This window comes from Rhizobium anhuiense bv. trifolii (assembly GCF_024346605.1).
GTDB classification, from domain to species: domain Bacteria; phylum Pseudomonadota; class Alphaproteobacteria; order Rhizobiales; family Rhizobiaceae; genus Rhizobium; species Rhizobium anhuiense.
Genome location: NZ_CP098803.1, coordinates 3208008 through 3226448 on the forward strand (window position 1 = coordinate 3208008; position 18441 = coordinate 3226448).

Annotated in this window: 16 protein-coding genes; 9 read left to right on the forward strand and 7 right to left on the reverse strand. The window is 61.6% G+C overall.

Annotation, left to right across the window (positions count from 1 at the left end):
* Positions 1 to 33 precede the first annotated feature (33 nt).
* A complete protein-coding gene (locus tag NE851_RS24595) occupies positions 34 to 315 on the forward strand; it encodes a hypothetical protein (protein WP_047610543.1) in 282 nt (93 codons plus the stop codon).
* Positions 316 to 385: 70 nt separating this feature from the next.
* Here the strand turns inward: NE851_RS24595 and NE851_RS24600 are convergent, their stop codons facing one another.
* The 7 genes from NE851_RS24600 to NE851_RS24630 form a co-directional block, all read right to left on the reverse strand.
* A complete protein-coding gene (locus NE851_RS24600) occupies positions 386 to 1867 on the reverse strand; it encodes a right-handed parallel beta-helix repeat-containing protein (RefSeq protein WP_254958402.1) in 1482 nt (493 codons plus the stop codon).
* Between the two features lie 597 nt (positions 1868 to 2464).
* Positions 2465 to 3952 carry a right-handed parallel beta-helix repeat-containing protein gene (locus tag NE851_RS24605; protein WP_254958403.1) on the reverse strand — a complete coding sequence of 496 codons (1488 nt, stop codon included), beginning with the start codon at positions 3950 to 3952 and terminating at the stop codon, positions 2465 to 2467.
* A gap of 320 nt (positions 3953 to 4272) precedes the next feature.
* Entirely contained in the window at positions 4273 to 5487 is a 1215-nt protein-coding gene (locus NE851_RS24610) for an ABC transporter permease (RefSeq protein WP_127430301.1), read from the reverse strand.
* Between the two features lie 4 nt (positions 5488 to 5491).
* The gene (locus tag NE851_RS24615) at positions 5492 to 6631 is read right to left on the reverse strand and encodes an ABC transporter permease (RefSeq protein ID WP_127430300.1); all 1140 of its coding nucleotides are present in this window, start codon (positions 6629 to 6631) and stop codon (positions 5492 to 5494) included.
* Complete coding sequence (locus tag NE851_RS24620) at positions 6628 to 7332, reverse strand: ABC transporter ATP-binding protein (RefSeq protein ID WP_047614052.1); 705 nt, start codon at positions 7330 to 7332, stop codon at positions 6628 to 6630. Before NE851_RS24620 ends, NE851_RS24615 begins: the two co-directional genes overlap by 4 nt.
* Positions 7329 to 8618 carry an efflux RND transporter periplasmic adaptor subunit gene (locus NE851_RS24625; RefSeq protein WP_373289055.1) on the reverse strand — a complete coding sequence of 430 codons (1290 nt, stop codon included), beginning with the start codon at positions 8616 to 8618 and terminating at the stop codon, positions 7329 to 7331. Before NE851_RS24625 ends, NE851_RS24620 begins: the two co-directional genes overlap by 4 nt.
* Positions 8615 to 9721: a helix-turn-helix domain-containing protein gene (locus tag NE851_RS24630; RefSeq protein ID WP_063475139.1), complete on the reverse strand. Its 1107-nt coding sequence runs from the start codon at positions 9719 to 9721 to the stop codon at positions 8615 to 8617. The genes NE851_RS24625 and NE851_RS24630 overlap by 4 nt, the downstream gene beginning before the upstream one ends.
* A 343-nt stretch (positions 9722 to 10064) precedes the next feature.
* On the opposite strand from NE851_RS24630, the gene msuE reads away from it, so the two are divergent.
* From msuE to NE851_RS24670, 8 genes are all read left to right on the forward strand, one after another.
* Positions 10065 to 10649, forward strand: coding sequence for an FMN reductase (gene msuE, locus NE851_RS24635; protein ID WP_127430298.1), 585 nt, complete (start codon positions 10065 to 10067; stop codon positions 10647 to 10649).
* Positions 10650 to 10677: 28 nt separating this feature from the next.
* Positions 10678 to 11787, forward strand: a complete 1110-nt coding sequence (gene sfnG, locus NE851_RS24640; protein WP_127430297.1) for a dimethylsulfone monooxygenase SfnG — start codon at positions 10678 to 10680, stop codon at positions 11785 to 11787.
* A 112-nt stretch (positions 11788 to 11899) separates the two neighbouring features.
* Complete coding sequence (locus tag NE851_RS24645; RefSeq protein ID WP_127430296.1) at positions 11900 to 12811, forward strand: ABC transporter ATP-binding protein; 912 nt, start codon at positions 11900 to 11902, stop codon at positions 12809 to 12811.
* The gene (locus tag NE851_RS24650; protein WP_254958404.1) at positions 12811 to 13707 is read left to right on the forward strand and encodes a branched-chain amino acid ABC transporter permease; all 897 of its coding nucleotides are present in this window, start codon (positions 12811 to 12813) and stop codon (positions 13705 to 13707) included. The genes NE851_RS24645 and NE851_RS24650 overlap by 1 nt, the downstream gene beginning before the upstream one ends.
* Before the next feature lie 3 nt (positions 13708 to 13710).
* Positions 13711 to 14757, forward strand: coding sequence for a branched-chain amino acid ABC transporter permease (locus NE851_RS24655; protein ID WP_127430294.1), 1047 nt, complete (start codon positions 13711 to 13713; stop codon positions 14755 to 14757).
* A 69-nt stretch (positions 14758 to 14826) separates the two neighbouring features.
* The gene (locus tag NE851_RS24660) at positions 14827 to 16170 is read left to right on the forward strand and encodes an ABC transporter substrate-binding protein (protein WP_127430293.1); all 1344 of its coding nucleotides are present in this window, start codon (positions 14827 to 14829) and stop codon (positions 16168 to 16170) included.
* Between the two features lie 90 nt (positions 16171 to 16260).
* Positions 16261 to 17040 carry an ABC transporter ATP-binding protein gene (locus tag NE851_RS24665; RefSeq protein WP_127430292.1) on the forward strand — a complete coding sequence of 260 codons (780 nt, stop codon included), beginning with the start codon at positions 16261 to 16263 and terminating at the stop codon, positions 17038 to 17040.
* A 35-nt stretch (positions 17041 to 17075) separates the two neighbouring features.
* The gene (locus NE851_RS24670) at positions 17076 to 18314 is read left to right on the forward strand and encodes an SfnB family sulfur acquisition oxidoreductase (RefSeq protein ID WP_254958410.1); all 1239 of its coding nucleotides are present in this window, start codon (positions 17076 to 17078) and stop codon (positions 18312 to 18314) included.
* Positions 18315 to 18441 lie beyond the last annotated feature (127 nt).

Below are 18441 nucleotides of genomic sequence, written 5' to 3' on the forward strand. Positions count from 1 at the left end.
GACAGGCAAACGAAGGCAGCGAGGGGTGATGGCATGGTCAGGAAAGAAGGCATAGCACACATTCCCCGGCAAGCCGCCGAACAAGGGCTGGCCAGGCTGATGATGAGGCTGCCCGCGACGCGGGCAACCATCAGAGCAGCCGCGGCGAGCCGCCCCCATCTTTATGAATTGTGCGGCGCCTATGGCGAGGCCTGCGCCGTCCTTGACCGCATGCGCAGGGAAATCTCCGCCGATCCCGCAATCGTCACCGAATACGAGATCATCTGCGCGGAAATCGAAATCGACGTCACCAGGATCCTGTTCAGCGACCGCTGAGACATGCGCTCTCCTCCTCCATCGCCGCGCCTCGGACCGGGCAAGGCGCCGTTTGCTGCCCACATTCCTCTCAGCTCAGCAAGTCATCCACATGGATGGAGATGCTCAGCGTATCCGTGTCGAAATGGTGCGCGGCCCCGTCGGAGATCTTATAGTAAAAAGTCTCGCTCACCTCACCGCTAAGCCCGGCAAGCTTCGTCGCGTCGACCGTGTAGCTATAGTCACCATGATCGTCGACATGGATGGTGCCGTATTGGCCGGTCAGCGTCAGACCGTTCTTGTTGACCAACTCGCCGTCAAAGCGGCGAAGCAGCAGGATCCCATTGGCCGAGCTGTCATTTTCGAGGAGATTGCCATGATGGGCGTCCGCGTCGGCCGAGATTTTCAGGCTGTCATGGGTTGCGACGATCGTCGGGGTTGCGTCCGCATGCGTTGCATCTCCCGAAACGTGACTATCAAGAATCGCAAGCTGGGCCTCTTCGAGCGTCGTGTTGTTGCTGACCGGAAAGGTGTTCGCGGCGATGATGGCCGGGGATATGCTGTAGGGCGTGACATCGCTGGCGATGACATTGTCATGAAAAGAGCCGGATGCAGGCCTGTCGACCTTCAGCGCCGCCTGCGACAGGTCGTCGAAGACATTGCCGTAGATCTCGATACCTTCGCGAACGTAACTGGTGGTGCCGGCAGAGCTGACCGCCACGCCCCATACGCCGTCATGGATATAGTTGCCTGAGATATCGTAGTCCCGCGTATTGCCCTGGTCCCCGAGACCGATGGCATAGGACCAGCTGTACCCGCCATAGCCTGAAATATCATTGTCGTGGATGGCGATATTCGTGCCCGCTTGGGCGCTGATCCCGAAGCCGCCACCAATCAGCGTATTATCCTCGACCACGGCATTCACCGGCCGGATGAGCGCAATGACGCCCTTCGGCGTCGCAGCGCCCGTCTGGTCGAGGTAATTGCCGCTGATCACGATATTGCTGCTGTCGTTCATCTGTACGGCATCTGCCGCGGTGCCGTGGGCGTTGGTGACGGTGTTGTTGAGAAAATTGACGCCGTTGACCTTCTCGATCCAGACGCCGTCACCGTTCACGCCGGTGATCGTGCTGTTTTCGATGGTGATGTTCGAGCCGGTCCTGAACGTGACGGAGCCGGTCTTGGTGGAGCTTCCGGTATTTTCCACCTCGACATTGCGGACGGTCCAGTTCGAAACATAGCCGCCATAGATGGCCGCGCCTGCTGTCTCGGAGATCTTGAGGTTCTCGATGACGATATTCGACGCATAGAGGCTGTGAATGCCGTCGCCGGGGCTATGGATAACCGGCGCGTCGCCGACCCCATAGCTGCCGATGGTGATCGGGGCGCTAGCGGTGCCGGAATATTTCAGGTCGAGTTGGTCGTTGAACACGCTTCCGGCGGCGAGCAGCACGCTGTCGCCCGGCTGCAGCTTCAAGTTTTCCACCGCCCAGAACGATGCAAACGGCGTGTCCACGCTCGTTCCATTGTTGCCGTTGGAGCCTATCGCTGGATTCACATAATAGATTGCCATATCGCCTTGTTCTCGAATTGCCGCGCAGCCGTCTGCATCGGCTGCAACGCGTGGATCGGATGCGGTCGGGGTTAAAGGCCATCAAGAGGGCCTTCGATATTGCCTTCACGGCGGTTGGCAGACCCTGTGGGCGGCCTGCCTTGGTCCCGAGAAACGCCTGGCGGTGGCGGTATATTAAAGACTACAACTTATAAGAAAATAATCTACAGAACAACGACCGAAAGGTGAATGAACCGTATCGCAGCTCGCGACCAATGGTCACCGGCGCTGACAGTGAACACCCTTTTGCAGGCTTTCCGGTGCATTTGAATGCAGCTGCGGTTCATTATGAGACACCGCGACGTTCCGCGGGCAAGGACGAGGTCCGCATCCTGGAAGGCGCTGCCTCCGCCGATGCACGACCGGGTTGCAGCTGCGGCGAAGGTTGTGCCCGTTCCGTCGTTGCCTGAATCCGATCCCGTGGCAACGAACAGCCGGCAAAAACTTACGGTTGAGCTTGAAAAAACGCGTCCGCGCCCCGCACGGGGGCTGACGGCTGCTTATGAAATCCCGGAAACTTTCCGGGATTTCTCCTTGTGTCATTGCAGCCTCGCACCCTCAGCCCAGCAAGTTATCCATATGGATGTAGACGGTCAGCGTATCGCCGTCGGTATGGTGCGAGTTTCCGTCGTTGATCCCGTAGCTGAAGGACTCGCTCACATGGCCGTCATGGTCGGGAAGCTTCGTTTCATCGAGCGTGTAGGCATAGTTGCCTTCCCGGTCCACGTGGATGACGCCGTAGTCGCCGGTCAGCGTGAGGCCGTGTTTGCCGACGCTTTCGTCGCCGAAGCGGCGCAGAACCAAGGTGTCGTTGTCAGAGCTGTCGTTTTCGAGAAGATTGCCGCGATGGGCCTCGCCCGTATCGCTGAAGATCTTCAAATTGTCATGGACGGCGGCAACCGCCGGATCCGCGGACGCCTCCGTGACTGCGGCAGTCTTGGCAACCGGGCGCGCCAGCACCGTTTCGACATTGGCGACCGTATGGTTGTTGCTGACGGTGAAGGTGTGCGCGTCGACGATGGACGGCGATATGGCGGTGGCCGTGGTGCCGGTCTCGATCGTATTGTTGGTGAAGGAGCCGGAAGCCGGCCTGTCGACCTTCAGCGCCGCCTGCGAGAGGTCGTCGAAGACATTGTCGTGCACCTTGATATTCGTGCGGGTATAGCTGGTGCCGCTGGCGTCGCTGATGGCAACGCCCCATGCGCCGTCATGAATGTGGTTGCCTGAAATATCATAATCCCGCGCATTGCCCTGATCGCCGAGGCCGACGCCGAAGGACCAACTGTAACCGTGAAATCCCGATATGTCGTTGTCGCGAATTGCGACATTCTTGCCGGCCGGCGCGCTGATGCCGAAGCCGCCGCCGGTGAGCACATTGTCCTCGACCACGGCATCGGTGGCCCGCACCAGCGCGATCACGCCCTTGGGGCTATCGGCGTTCGTCTGATCAAGATGGTTGCCCTTGATCAGAATATTGCTGCTGTCGTTCACCTGCACGGCATCGGCGGTCGAGCCGTTCGCGCTGGTCACGGTGTTGTCGAGAAGCTTGACGCCGGCGACCTTTTCGATCCAGAAGCCGTCGCCCTTGACGGCCGTTATCTTGCTGTCTTCGACCGTGACGTTCGTGCTGCTCCGGAAGGTGACGGCGCCGGCATTTTCCGACATGCCTGTCTTGGCGATCTCGACATTGCGGACCGTCCAGTTCGTGACACTGCCGCCATAAATGCCGGCAGTCCCGGTATTCGATATTTTGAGGTTCTCGATGACGATGTTCGAGGCATAGAGACTGTGAATGCCGTCGCCGCCGCTGTGGATGACGGGCGCTGCCCCCGTCCCGTAACTGCCGATCTTGATCGGCGCGCTTTCGGTGCCGGAATATTTGATATCAAACTGCTCGTTGAACACGCTCCCCTTGGCAAGAAGCACGCTGTCGCCCGGTTTCAGTTTCAAGGATTCCACTTTGGACAAAGTCGCAAAAGCCGAGTTCTGGCCCGTTCCGTTGTTGCGGTCGGAGCCAGTCGCTGAGTTCACATAGTAGATTGTCATATCGCCAATGTTGCCCTGTTCGTCGGATCGCTAAGTCGCCACGAAGATCGACCGGGATCGGCCGATCGAGCGCGGCGGGGGCAACCGTCCACGGCAAGAAGGCGATAAGATGTTGTCAATGGGGCAACTGGCCGGTTCACGGGCCGTATTCCACAGGCAATGGCCTGGGCGCCGCATAGATGGCCGAAAGCTGCAACTTCGGCCTGGAAAACAACGACTTCGAGGCGAATAAATCGGGGACCTGCTGCGCGGGACTTATGTTAGCTCAAGCTGTTTAACATGCGATTCGTGGCTTCGCTTACGCGCAGCGTATTCGCTCCTCACCCCCTCGCCTGCAAAGCCCCCCTCAACGGCAGCCGCGTCGCCGCCAGCGCCGGCAAGGCTCCGCCGACAATCCCGATCGCAAGTCCCAGCAGGCCCGCGGTAAGTACGACGTCGCTGGTAACGTCGAGCTGGAAGGCCATCTTGGTATTGTTGGCGCCCATCGTGCTTGCCCGCCAGCCGTCGAAGGCGAGCCGCGAGGCGAGGATGCCGACGACCGCGCCCACCGACGACAGCAGCACCGCCTCGACCCAGGTCGCAGCGAAGGCCGGCACGCGGGCGAAGCCGATCATACGCAGCGTGGCGATCTCGACGGTGCGGTCGGAAACCGAACTCATCATCGTGTTCAGCGCCCCAGCCGTGGCACCGACCGCCATCAATAGCGCAATCGGCCAGCCGAACAGGCGAATGAGGCTCTCGGTGCGCTCCGCCTGCCCGGCATAGAGATCGGCTTCGGAGACTGAGGTAAGTGGGGCGCCGGGAACCGCAGAAAGGCGCGCGCGCAGCGTCGTCAGCGGAAGAGCGGGATCGCCCCGCCCGTCGAGGCGCACGCGCAGGCTCTGCACCTGCCCCAGCCGGTCGAAAGCCGATTGCACAGCCTCCAGATCCGCCCAGATCTCGGATTCGAAGGCGCTGCCGCCGGAGGTGAAATGCCCCACGACAGTCCATTCGACCGGGCCGAGCCGCACCCTGTCGCCGACCGCAAAGCCGGAGAATTCGTCGGCGATACGGGCGCCGACGACGATTTCGCGGGCGCCCTGGGAAAACAGCCGCCCCTGCGAAAGCGCCGCACGATCGCGCAAGCCGGGACCCAGCGGGTCCATGCCTCTCAACGACAGCGTCTGCTCCGCGCCGTCGACTTGCCTGACGACATCGACGGGAACGACGATCTCGCGCGACAGCGCCAGCCCGCCCGCGCCATCCCGCACCACGCCGATATCACCGGTCATGGCGGCAAGGCTGCGGATCGCCTCGGCAGGTACGTCAGAGCCGATCTCCTGGTTGGTCCCGCCGCCGAGAATGACGGCGATGCCAGGCGAGCCGGCGCCGGCAAGCGCGGTTTCAAATCCCCGCGCCATGGCGAGAAATCCTGCGAGCACCGCCACCACGAGAGCGACCGAGAGCACCATCGACAGCGAGATCCAGAGCCGCCGCGGCAGGCTGCCGAGGTTGATTCTGATCATGAGAAAGGTCTGCTTGAGCACTGATGACATTGGACTATCTCGATCTGAAGGCATTGACGATGGGCATGCGCATGGCGTTCCAGGCGGGCAGCAGCCCAGTCAGGAGGCCGAGACCCGCAATGATGGCGAGGGATTTCGACAGCACCGACAGACTGAAGACGAGGCCGAATTCAGGCCCGATCAACAGTGTCGCAAGCTTGGCAAGAAGGAGCCCGGCCGCCCCACCGGCGGCAAAGATGAACAGCGTCTCGCCGAGCACCAGCGTCATGATCCGGCCTTGGGAAAAGCCCAACACCTTCATCACGCCGATCTCGAAGCTGCGTTCCCTCACGGCAAAGAGCATGGTGTTCACCGTGATCATCAGGATGGTCACGAAAGCCGCGCCGACGACGAGGCCGACAATCAGGCCGACATCGGCGAACTGCCGCAGGAAGCCTTCGAGGAACTGCTTTTCCGATTGCGTCCGCGTCTGTGCCGCCGAATTGGCAAACAGCGCATCGATCCGCGCCGCCAGCACGCCGGATGATACTCCCTCGCGCGGGCGCACCACGAAGGTGTCGACCGTATCCTTGTCTCGCGCCCGGGCCTCATTGATCGTGTCGTAACGGGCCAGCATGAAATAGGTGTCGGTGCTGGCATTAGCTCCCTCGAAGATGCCTGATATCACGAAGCGCCAGTCGCGGCTGCCGTCGGCCCTCATCAACTGGCTGGTGACGCCGATGCGCTGGCCGACCGACCAACCCTGAGCCTCCGCCAACGCTTTGCCGACGAGCACCCGGTCACGGCCCTCTTCGAGTGCTGCGATCAGATCAGGCGTCAGTCCAAGCTCATCGCCATTGGCAGCGGCGACCGCGCGCGGATCGACCGCGCTGGTCATCACGATATTCTTCTCGACCTCGACGAACCCGCGCATCCGCGCGGTATAGGCAACGGCGGCGACATCAGCGTCCGCAGCGATCCGGTTGAGATAGGCGAGCGGCAGCGGCAACCCGCGGCCCGACTTGTTGAAGACGCCGAGCAGGTTGTCGCTGGCGCCCGCCGCCCCTTGGCTGCCGCCGAGGAAGCTGGCGGTCAGGGCGTAAATCAGGAAGGCGACGCCGACCGAGAACATCAGCAGTGTCGCCCTCAGCCGCTTGCGCCAGGCATTGCGCCGCATGAGCTGGAAGAAAGTCATTGGCCCCTCCCTTGCTGCTCGACGAATTCGCCCTTGTTGAGATGCAACGTGCGCCGGGCAAAGGCGGCGGCCTCGGGATCATGCGTGACCATGATGATCGTCTTCTGAAGCTCACGATTGAGAAAGCCCAGCATCTCCAGGATATCGTTGGCCGATTTCCGGTCGAGATCGCCGGTCGGTTCATCGCAGAGCAGAAGGTCGGGATCACCGACGATGGCGCGCGCAATGCCGACGCGCTGCTGCTGCCCGCCGGACATGCTCGACGGAAACTGCCGCTGCCGGCCCGCAAGCCCGACGAGATCCATGACGGTCTCGACGCGGGCGCGCCGCTCCTTTCGCCCGAGCGGCTTCAAAAGCAGCGGCAGCTCGATATTCTCGCTCGCATTCAGCATCGGCAGCAGATTGTAGAACTGGAAGACGATGCCCATGCCATGCGCCCGCCATGCGGCTCTGGCGCCCTCGCCCATCTGTTCGAGATGACTGCGGCCGATCCTGATCTCCCCGGCATCAGGGCTGTCGAGGCCGCCCAACATGTTGAGCAGCGTCGATTTCCCCGAGCCCGATGGTCCCATGACGGCGACGAAATCGCCGCGCGCAATGGAAAGGTCGAGCCCGGAAAAGATCGGGATCGTCTCCGCACCGATCCTGAATGCCTTCTGGACGCCGCGAAGCGCGATATAGGGCTCTTGCGTATCGTTCATCGCTCTGCTCCTTGCTGATGATCTGTGATATCCGCGGCCTGTGGCCGAACGGTCGCAGCTCCGCCCGCCTGTGAGCCGGAAGCTGTTGTCTCATCCACCACAAGGCGGATGCGCGCGGCCATCGCAGGGCGCATGCCCGGCGGCGACGAAGACAGCGACAGGCGAAGCGTCACCGTTCCCTTCTCCCGCGAAATCATGGGCGCGATCTTCGACACTACGACCGCAAAGGGCCGATCGGGAAAGCCGTCGAGGACCGCCTCACCGGATAGGCCCGGTCGCATCTGCGCGATGTTGGTCTCCGCCACATCGGCATCAATGGCCATGTTTGCCGTGTCGGTAATCACAAGCAGGCTTTCATTCTCCCGCACGCTGTCCTCGCGCGACAGCACGGTGTCGCCGGCATGCGCGGTAAGCCGCGTGACGGTGCCCGATATCGGCGCCCGGACGGTCAGCGCCTCCACCTGCTCGCGCGCCCTGTCGATATCGAGATCCGCCTTGGCCACATTCTGCCGTGCCTGCAGGGCAGCATTCTCGGCAGTGTCGAAAGCAGTCCTCGCCTCCTCCAGCGTCTGCGCCGACATGGCATCGCGCCCGGCCAGCCGCTCGATGCGCGTCAGGGAAGACCGCGCCTGCGCGAGATCGATATTCTTTGCATCAAGCGCCAGTGCCGCCGCCTGCCGGGCGATCTCGGCCCCCCGAAGCGCAAAGCGGGCGCCCGCATCGTCGAGCCGCACCAGCACCTGCCCCGCGGCAACCCTGTCACCCGCCTCGACCTCGACGGTGACGATCCGGCCTTCATATTTGGAAAAGACGGTCGCGGCATCGGGCGCCACGACATAGCCGGAGCCGGTGACCTCCCGGGCCGGCAAGGCCCGAACCGCCGGTGCATCAGCAACAGCCCGCATCCGCTCGGCAGCGGCACCCTCGGCAGGCCCTTGCGTTCCGCCTATTGGTGTCGTCGCCCCGCGCTGAACCGCGAGGCCTGCAAGCACCGTTTCGATGCGCTGCAGCATCTCGGGCCGAGAGAAAAGAACCACCGCGAGCGATGCCGTCGCGGCAAGCGCAAGCATAGCAAGTGGCATCACGCGCCGCCGGGCTTCACGCTCCGGCGGCTCTGTCTTGAAGGCCGCGGGTTCGATCGAAAGCGATCTCAGCTTGGCGGCAAGGTTTCGGTCATGTTCTGATGTCGTGTTCATGCCGACAGAATGGTCGCAGGCTGCAAAACCGCGACCTCGAACACGTTTCCGGCAGTCCTCGATCGCGATTGTGTACGTGGCGTATCTCAGGACGAGGCCGGAGAGCCTCCCACCCCACCCTTCCTCTGCCGCCAGGCAAGCGGTGTCATATCCGTAACCCGGCGGAATTCGCGGTTGAAGTTGGACTTCGTCTGGAAGCCCACCTCGAACATCACCTCGGTCACCGATTTCTCGGTGCCGGCAAGCAGCCGGCAGGCATCGCCGATCCTGTAATCATTGACATATTGCGAAACGTTCTTGTCCATCGCCCGGTTGATCGCCGCCGAGATCTGGCGCGCGGGAATGCCCGCCTTGCGAGCCAGCCGGTCGAGATTGAGATTGGCGTCGCGATAGAGTTTTCTTGCTTCCATCAGCGCATCGACCGTGGCGATGGTCTCCTTGTCCTCGGTCGTTTCGGACTTCGATGCCGTCTCCACCGTCTCGGCCGGCGCCCGGCTTCGGCTGGCCGCCGCCGCCGCAATGCCGAGGATGACGAGGACGGCGAGATTGCTGACGCTGATTAGCGTCACCGCATGCTCGCCATGTGCCCAAGTGAAGTCGAGAAACACGAAAATATCGACTGCCGCCGACAGGCACAGCGCCACCGCCGCGAAGATGATCGCCCGATAGGCCGGCACCGCCCCCTCAAAGGGCGCAAGCCGAAGCGCATCCGCGCCCGGCCGCATCAGAAGCAGGATGGCCAAGGCATACCCGATGAAAACAAGCACCAGCGCGATATCGATCGCCTCCCGCCGGAAGGTGATCAACAAGAGGATGACGGCGGCCGGCGCGGCATGCAGCGCAATCCGCTGCGGCAGCGACCGGCGGCTCGTCCGCACCAGCCTGGATACTCCGGCATAGGCAAGCGGCGGCACCATCGCCGCAATGACAGGCGCGATCATACCCACCGCCTTCACTCCGTAGCCCCAGCGCAAGCCGGAGAGGATGGACAGCAAGACGCTCAGGAGGATCAGTGCCAGAAATGGCCGGTTCGGCGCCGCCTCCTCGTCGCGCTTGAGCACGGTAACGAAGAGGACGAGCAGCAGAAGAGCAACGACGAAGGGAAGCGGAATGAACAGCATGGCCTGGTGGGATCGGAGTGACGAATAGATGCCATCATTGCCGAGATCCTCACTAGGCGCGACCTCCATCATGTTTTAGAACCTGTTTTCGCGTGGGATTTTTGATGACCGGCATGTATTACCGGCCCATCAGGCTCTGAGGCGCACCTTCTCCGACTAACTCCTTCCGCGCGAAAATCTCCACGGGAGATTCGTGAGGGACCGAGGCAAGGACAGCTGGCCGAAGGCCCGAATTCGCCCGGCGGGTGTTGCGGCGACCGCTTTCCGCGTGCCAGCGCCTGCGAAGGCAGATGAAAATATTTCTAAAAATGGATGTTCTTTGGAATTTGATATTCCGATCGCCGGTCAAATCGGATGTCCCACTCGTTGCCAATAGTCTAGTTAATTTATAGGTTTTGTGCATTGGAGGATCCCCATGCAAGAACTGCGCATCGTCGGAATATCAGGAAATGTAAAGGCGCCATCCCGCACATCGGCGCTGGTCGCGTCCATCCTTCGGCGCATCGAGTCTGAACTTGGCATCCCTGGACGGCACATTGACCTGGCTGTGTCTGCACCGGTGCTGTTTCGAGCCTTGCGGGCTGACCAACTGGGTGAGGAAGGCGCGGAGATCGTGCGCACGGTTGAGCGCGCGGATGTCCTCATCGTCGGCTCCCCGGTTTATCGCGCTTCATATAGCGGGGCGTTCAAGCACCTGTTCGACCTAGTTCACTATGAGGCGCTGGTCGGCAAACCGGTGATCCTCGCCGCAACGGGCGGAACGCCGTTGCACGGCCTGATGATCGACCATCAGCTCCGGCCCCTGTTCAGCTTCTTCAAAGCGCTGCCGCTGCCAACATCGGTCTACGCGCTTGAGAGCGAATTCGACTCATACGCCATTGCAAGTTCAGACATCCAGAAACGGATCAGAGCGGCCGTGCGGGAACTGGAACTGATCGTTCCGCACGCCAGGATGCTCGCCTTAGCCCGCGCCGAAGAACAATCGCGGCTAAGCGCCTGACAAATTACGAATAAGCACGGAGAGACCGATGTCACAATCGAAGAAAGAACCCTTGAAATTTGCCTACTGGGTGCCGAACGTGTCGGGCGGCCTGGTTATCAGTTCGGTCGAACAACGCACCGATTGGGGTATCGACTACAACCGCAAGCTCGCCCAGATCGCCGAACAGTCGGGTTTTGAGTTTGCCCTGAGCCAGATTCGCTTCACGGCCGGATATGGCGCCGACAACCAGCACGAGTCGGTCTCCTTTTCCCACGCACTTCTTGCAGCCACCGAGAAGCTTCGCGTCATTGCCGCCGTCTTGCCCGGACCGTGGAACCCGGCGCTGCTTGCCAAGCAGATCGCCACCATTAGCCACCTCACCAACGGCCGCGTCGACGTCAACATCGTCTCCGGCTGGTTCCGCGGCGAGTTCGCCGCCATCGGCGAGCCCTGGCTGGACCATGACGAACGCTATCGTCGCTCCGAGGAGTTCATCCGTGCGATCCGCGGCATCTGGACGGAAGACGTCTATAACCTGCGCGGCGATTTCTATCGCTTCACGGATTATTCGATGAAGCCGAAGCCGATCGGCGGCGTTCCGCAGGTATTCCAGGGCGGTTCCTCGCGCGCGGCTCGTGACATGGCGGCCCGCGTGTCCGACTGGTACTTCACCAACGGCAACACGCCGGAAGGTCTGAAGGCCCAGGTGGATGACATCCGCACCAAGGAAAAGGCTTTCGGCAAGACCTGGCACACGAAGATCGGCATGAATGCTTTCGGCATCGTCCGCTCCTCGGAGAAGGAAGCGCAGGAGGTCCTCCAGGAGATCCTCGACAAGGCCATTCCCGAGGCGGTCAAGGGTTTCCACCACGAGGTTCAGAATGCCGGGAATTCCTCGCCGGAGCGCGAAGGCAACTGGGCGAAATCAACCTTCCAGGATCTGGTGCAATACAACGACGGTTTCCGTTCGAACCTGATCGGCACGCCGGAGCAGGTGGCCGAACGCATCATCGGTCACAAGCGGGCCGGCGCGGACCTCATTCTGCTCGGCTTCCTGCATTTCCAGGAAGAGGTGGAATATTTCGGCAAGCACGTCCGGCCGATCGTCCGCGAACTGGAAGCGATCGAAGACCAGCGGCTGGAAGCCGCCGAATAACGGCTTCCTTCACAAACTGAAAAAGCGAACGGCTCCCCATTCCAGGGGAGCCGGATGGTGGCGCGCGTCTTCAGGCTGGGCCTGCGGATTTCTGCGCATAACGGAGCAGACGATGGTGAATGCGCATTACACGGCACTCGATGAGACTTCTACGGTGAGGGAATATTCCCCGCTGCCGGTGTCCGGTCAATCGAGCCGTAGCGTGGCGACTGCCGACAGCAATGCGCTGAGCCACCCGCCCATATTGGCGCTCGCGGGCATCACACTCTCCTTCGGCGGCGTCACGGCGATCTCGAATGTCGATCTTGCGGTCCAGCCGGGCGAGATCCGCGCGATCATCGGCCCTAACGGCGCCGGCAAGAGTTCGCTGATCAACGTGATTTCAGGGCAATACCGGCCGGATGTCGGCCATGTCAGCCTCAATGGCAAGACCTATGCGCAGGTGCCGGCGCAGAAAGCCGCGCGGCTCGGCATCGCCCGCACCTTCCAGAATCTTGCACTATTCAAAGGGCTGACGGTTCTCGAAAACGTCATGACCGGCCTGACATTCCAGCGCCGCTCGACCTTCATCGGCCAGGCGCTCGGCTCGCCCCGCGCGCGCCGCGAGGAGCGCGAGGCGCGTGAACGGGCACGGCAAGTCATCGACTTCCTGCATCTCGGCCATGTGCATGACCGGCTTGCCGGCTCGCTCCCCTATGGCCTGCAGAAGCGCGTCGAACTTGCCCGGGCGCTAGTGCCCGATCCGCAGATCCTGCTGCTCGACGAGCCGATGGCCGGCATGACCGCCACCGAAAAGCAGGAAATGGCAGGCTTCGTCCGCGCCGCGCGGGAGGGTTACGGCACGACGATTATCCTCATCGAACACGATATCGGCGTGGTCATGGGGCTTTCAGACCGGATCGCCGTGCTCGACTACGGCCGCAAGATCGCCGACGGCACCCCGGCCGAAGTGCGCGCCGACCAAGCCGTCATCGACGCCTATCTTGGCGTTACCCGCGAGGACCAGGAAGAGGGGGACGCGTAATGGAAAGCTTCGACTATCTCTTCTTCCTCGAGGTGCTGACTGGCGGACTGCTCTCCGGCGTCATGTACTCGCTCGTCGCGATCGGTTTCGTGCTGATCTACAAGACCTCGGGCGTCTTGAATTTCGCGCAAGGGGCGCTGCTCCTGTTTGCCGCCCTCACCTTCGTCTCGCTGGTCGAGCGCGGAGTGCCTTTCTATCTGGCGCTTGCCCTTACCTTCGCCATCATGGTGCTGCTGGGCATCGGCGTCGAACGCGCGGTGCTCCGACCGCTCGTCAACAAGCCGCCGATCACGCTGTTCATGGCGACGCTCGGGCTTTCCTACATCATCGAGGGTGCTGCCCAGCTTCTCTGGGGCACGCAGGTCCATGCCCTGGAGCTTGGTATCGAGGATGTGCCTTTCGAATTTTACGGAGTCTTCATCTCGCAGTTCGATCTCTTCGCCTCGGCCGTCGCAGCCTTGATGGTCATCGGACTGACGCTCTTCTTTCGCTATACCCGGGTCGGCCTGACCTTCCGCGCGGTGGCGGACGACCAGTTTGCGGCACTCGCCGTCGGACTTCGCCTGCCGCGCATCTGGGCCACCGCCTGGGCAACCTCGGGCCTCGTCGCACTGGTCGCAGGCCTTCTCTGGGGCGCGCGCAGCGGGGTACAATTCTCACTCTCGCTCGTGGTGCTGAAGGCTCTGCCAGTGCTGGTGCTCGGCGGTTTCGATTCTATCGCCGGCGCCATCATCGGCGGCCTGCTGATCGGCGCCTCGGAAAAGCTCGCCGAAGTCTATATCGGCGAATATTTTGGCGGCGGCATCGAGGGCTGGTTCGCCTATGCGATCGCGCTGGTCTTCCTGCTCATCCGCCCCTCCGGCCTGTTCGGCCAGAAGCTTGTGGAAAGGGTCTGAGCCATGGCTGCCATCACCTCCCAACCCGTCGTTTCGGCAAAACTTCCAGGCTGGATCGCGCCGCTTGCCATCCTCATCACCGCCTTCGCCGTCGTGCCCTTCATCGGCTCGAGCTATCTCATCGAAGCGCTGCTGCTGCCGTTCCTGGCATTGTCGCTGGCCGGCGTCGGCCTCAACCTGCTCACCGGCTATGCCGGGCAGGTATCGCTCGGCGGTGCTGCCTTCATGGCCGTCGGCGCCTTTGCCGCCTTCAATTTCAATCTGCGTGTCGAAGGCCTGCCGCTTCTCGTCTCCATCGCGCTCGCCGGCGGTATTACGGCTGCGGTCGGCATCGTCTTCGGCCTGCCAAGCCTGCGGCTGCGCGGCTTCTATCTCGCGGTTTCCACGCTTGCAGCACAGTTCTTCGTTCAGTGGGCACTGACCAAGTTCGGCTGGTTCTCAAACGACGATCCGTCGGGCGTGATCGACGCGCCGAAACTCACTATCGCCGGCATCGATTTCGACAGTTCGACTGGGCGCTACTATTTCTCGCTGATCGTCGTCACGGTGCTGACTTTCTTCGCCTGGCGTATCGCATCCTCCCAGACCGGACGCAACTTCATCGCCATTCGCGACAATGAGACGGCGGCCAGGATCATCGGCGTGCCGGTGCTGCGCACCAAGCTGCTCGCCTTCGCGCTTTCCTCCTTCATCATCGGGATCGCTGGCGCGCTCTGGGCCTTTGCCTATCTGCGCACAGTGGAGCCGGCCGGCTTCAATCTCGACCGTTCGTTCCAGATCCTGTTCATCATCATCATCGGCGGGCTGGCGACGATCCGCGGCGCCTTCCTGGGCGCGGCGTTGATGGTGGTCTTTCCTGTCGTACTGTCGCGGGTCGGATCGTTCCTCCTCGGCGATCTGTTCGATTCAGGCGTGCTCGACATGAGCCAGCGCATCGTCATCGGCACACTCATCATCGTCTTCCTGATCCTCGAACCCGATGGGCTCGCGGCGCTCGGAAGGCGGCTGACCGGACGGTTCAGGCCCAGCACGCCAGAACCCGTCGGCTGAGCTGCCACATCATCATCTTTGAACGCATTGGAACACCGGCATAGCCGGTCAACAGAGGGAGTATGTCCAATGAAAAATCTGAAAACCACAGTCAAGGCGGCGGTCGCAGCGCTCGCCATCATCGGTGGGGTCGGCTTGGCACCGGCCCATGCCGATGAACAATATTTCCCGCTGCAGAGCTATCGCGTCGGGCCTTATGCCGCCGGCGGCACCGGTTTCTTCGGTGGTTTCATCGACTACCTGAACCTGATCAACACCCGCGACGGCGGCGTGAACGGCGTCAAGCTCACCTGGGACGAATGCGAAACCCAGTATGAGGTCGAACGCGGCGTCGAATGCTACGAGCGCCAGAAGAGCCATCCGAACGCGGCAGCCTGGAACCCGCTTTCGGTCGGCATCGCTTATGCCATGATCGACCGCATCACCGGCGACAAGGTGCCGCTGATCACGGTGAACCATGGCCGTACAGACTCCACCGACGGACGCGTTTTCCCCTACGTCTTCCCACTGTTGCTCAATCCCTATTCGGAAACATCGGGCATCGTGAACTACCTTGCCTCTAGGGAAGGTGGTCTCGACAAGCTCAAGGGTAAGAAGATCGTCGTGCTCTATCACGGCTCGCCCTATGGCAAGGAAACCATTCCGATCTATGACTTGTTGGCCGAGAAGTATGGCTTCACGGTTCAGCAAATCGAGGTGCCGCATCCCGGCAACGAGCAGCAGTCGCAGTGGTTGACGATCCGTCGTGCCAAGCCGGATTACGTCGTCCTGCGCGGCTGGGGCGTGATGAACCCGGTGGCGTTGAAGACCGCGGCCAAGGTCGGCTTCCCCGCCTCCAAGATCGTCGGCAATGTCTGGTCGAATTCGGAAGAAGACGTGATCCCCGCAGGCGAGGCGGCGGTCGGCTATACCGCGATCACCACCCAGGCTTCAGGCCAGCAGTATCCTGTCCTGCAGGAGATCGTGAAGACGCTCTACGATCAAGGCAAGGGTAATCTCGAAGATAAGAAGCGCATCGGCTCGGTCTACCACAACCTCGGCATCGTCAATGGCATCCTGAATGTCGAAGCGATCCGCACCGCACAGGAAAAATTCGGCAAGCGTACGCTGACCGGCGACGAAGTGCGCTGGGGCTTCGAGCACCTGAAGCTCGATGAGGCCAAGGTCGCAGCACTGGGCGCCAAGGACCTGTTCCACTCCATCAACGTCTCCTGGGACAACCACGAAGGCGATGGCTATGTGACCTTCCAGCAATGGGACGGCAAGAAGTGGAACGTCGTCTCCGACTGGATCGCGCCGGACTGGAAGCTGCTGCGTCCGATCATCGAAAAATCCTCGGAAGCCTACGCCAAGGAAAAGGGCATCAAGCTGCGCACAGCGGCCGATGCCGAAGGCACCGTGACCACGAACTGACGATGTGAGGGATGGCGCAAGCCGCCATCCCTCATTCCATAACCCGGTGCGGCAGATCGGTTTGCGCTGATTGGCTTTGGAACGAACGACATGTCCGACGAAACGATCCTTCTTGATATCAACTCCGTGCACGCCGTCTACAACAAGACGATCAAAGCCCTGAACGGCGTGAGCTTTCAGCTACGGCGCGGAGAAATCCTTGCCCTTCTCGGGTCGAATGGCGCGGGCAAGACGACGGCACTGAAGGCTATCTCGAACCTGTTGCCGGCCGAACGAGGCCAGGTGACATCGGGCACGATCCGTTTCGAAGGCCGCGATGTGCTCAGCGAGAAGCCCGCCAATCTGGTGCGATCGGGCCTGGTGCAGGTGCTCGAAGGGCGGCATTGCTTCAAAAGCCTGTCGGTTGAGGAAAATCTCATCTCCGGCGGCCTCGGGCGTTCATCGTCCAGGCGCGAGATCGCTGCCGACCTCGAGCGCATCTATGCCATTTTCCCCCGGCTCAAGGAAAAGCGCCGTACAGCGGCTGGACTTACTTCAGGCGGCGAGCAGCAGATGACGGCGATCGGTCGCGCGCTGATGTCGCGGCCGCGGCTGCTTGTTCTCGACGAGCCCTCGATGGGTCTGGCACCCCTCGTGATCAAGGATATCTTCCGTTCGCTCAAGGCGCTGAACCGGGAGGATGGACTTTCCATCCTGGTTGCTGAACAGAATTCGACGGTGGCGCTTCAGTACGCCGACCACGCCACCGTCATCGAAAACGGCGTCGCCGTGCTGTCGGGTTCCGCCGCCGAATTGCGCAGCCGTGACGACATCAAGGCTTTTTATCTCGGGGAAAGCGCGGCCTTCGCCCACGGCAGGCCGGCGGCCTGATCCATTCACATCCATCACGCAGAAGGGAGACCAAAATGAACGTCATTGCCAAAACAGACAGGGTTGCCGTACCCGGCGTCAAGCGGCCGGAAAAGCCTGCGCATATCATCAAGGGCGACGCAGAAGCGATCGCGGTCGCTCACCGGCTCGCCGCGGAGTTCGTCAAGGGTTCCGCAGATCGTGACCGCGAGCGGATCTGGCCGGCGGAAGAATTGGATGCCTTCTCGCAGAGCGGACTCTGGTCGATCAATGTGCCCAAGGCGTTCGGCGGACCGGAGGTCTCCTACGTCACGCTCGCAAAGGTGATCGAGATCATCTCCGAGGCAGATTCGTCAATCGGCCAGATCTCGCAGAACCATCTCGGCGTCGTGGCGGCAATCCGTACGGTTTCAGACGAAGCGCAGCAGGAACTGTTGTTCGGCGAAATTCTCAAGGGCACCCGCTTCGGTAATGCCTTTTCGGAATTCGGCTCCAAACGCGCGGTCGATTTTGAAACCAGGTTTGTCGACCATGGCGACCACGTCGTGGTGAACGGTCAGAAATTCTATTCGTCCGGCGCCTTGCTTGCCCATAAGGTGCCAATCGTGGCGCTCGATGACGAGGGCTGCGCCTGGTACGCGATCGCCGATCGCGATGCGCCGGGTTTGACTGTCATCGACGACTGGTCGAGCTTTGGCCAGCGAACCACGCTGTCGGGCACCGTCATCCTCGACAGTGTCAAAGTCGACAAGGCGTGGCTGGTGCCCGGTTACAAGGGCTATGACAGACCGACGGCCGACGGCGCCATCTTCCAAATCATCCAGGTTGCCGTCGATACCGGCATCGCATCGGCAGCGATTAAGGAGACGATCGATTTCGTCCGCACCAAATCCCGCGCCTGGGTCGATAGCGGCCTCGACCATGCCTGGGATGATCCTTACACGATCCAGGCGATCGGAGGACTCCAGCTCAGGCTGCATGCGGCTCAGGCGCTGCTCGAGAAAGCCGGACTTGCAATCGACCGGGCGGTCGCCAATCCCAATGCCGATACCGTGGCGGAAGCCCAGGTCTTCACGGCCGAGGCCAAGATCCTCTCCACCGAGATCGCTATCGAGGCGACCAACAAGCTGTTCGAACTGGCGGGCACCCGCTCGACGCTTGCCGAGCACAATCTCGACCGCCATTGGCGCAATGCCCGGACGCATACGCTGCACGATCCGGTACGATGGAAATACTCGATCCTCGGCAAGTATTTCCTCAATGGAGAGAAGCCGCCGCTGCACGCCTGGAGCTAAAAAGGCTGCCATTCGCGCTTCGAAACTCAGAATATTTCAGTGGCGAGAGGGACCTCATCGCCACTGTCCTGCTATCCTTATATGTCGAGAGCATCCAGTGACCGCGGCGTTTCGGATTGATCTGCTC

Coding starts and splice junctions, on each gene's coding strand:
- NE851_RS24655 (WP_127430294.1), top strand. CDS start 13,711: ATGGCTGCCATCACCTCCCAACCCGTCGTTTCGGCAAAACTTCCAGGC.
- NE851_RS24650 (WP_254958404.1), top strand. CDS start 12,811: ATGGAAAGCTTCGACTATCTCTTCTTCCTCGAGGTGCTGACTGGCGGA.
- NE851_RS24665 (WP_127430292.1), top strand. CDS start 16,261: ATGTCCGACGAAACGATCCTTCTTGATATCAACTCCGTGCACGCCGTC.
- NE851_RS24615 (WP_127430300.1), bottom strand. CDS start 6,631: ATGACTTTCTTCCAGCTCATGCGGCGCAATGCCTGGCGCAAGCGGCTG.
- NE851_RS24670 (WP_254958410.1), top strand. CDS start 17,076: ATGAACGTCATTGCCAAAACAGACAGGGTTGCCGTACCCGGCGTCAAG.
- NE851_RS24630 (WP_063475139.1), bottom strand. CDS start 9,721: ATGATGGAGGTCGCGCCTAGTGAGGATCTCGGCAATGATGGCATCTAT.
- NE851_RS24595 (WP_047610543.1), top strand. CDS start 34: ATGGTCAGGAAAGAAGGCATAGCACACATTCCCCGGCAAGCCGCCGAA.
- NE851_RS24645 (WP_127430296.1), top strand. CDS start 11,900: ATGGTGAATGCGCATTACACGGCACTCGATGAGACTTCTACGGTGAGG.
- NE851_RS24600 (WP_254958402.1), bottom strand. CDS start 1,867: ATGGCAATCTATTATGTGAATCCAGCGATAGGCTCCAACGGCAACAAT.
- msuE (WP_127430298.1), top strand. CDS start 10,065: ATGCAAGAACTGCGCATCGTCGGAATATCAGGAAATGTAAAGGCGCCA.
- NE851_RS24605 (WP_254958403.1), bottom strand. CDS start 3,952: ATGACAATCTACTATGTGAACTCAGCGACTGGCTCCGACCGCAACAAC.
- NE851_RS24620 (WP_047614052.1), bottom strand. CDS start 7,332: ATGAACGATACGCAAGAGCCCTATATCGCGCTTCGCGGCGTCCAGAAG.
- NE851_RS24660 (WP_127430293.1), top strand. CDS start 14,827: ATGAAAAATCTGAAAACCACAGTCAAGGCGGCGGTCGCAGCGCTCGCC.
- NE851_RS24610 (WP_127430301.1), bottom strand. CDS start 5,487: ATGTCATCAGTGCTCAAGCAGACCTTTCTCATGATCAGAATCAACCTC.
- sfnG (WP_127430297.1), top strand. CDS start 10,678: ATGTCACAATCGAAGAAAGAACCCTTGAAATTTGCCTACTGGGTGCCG.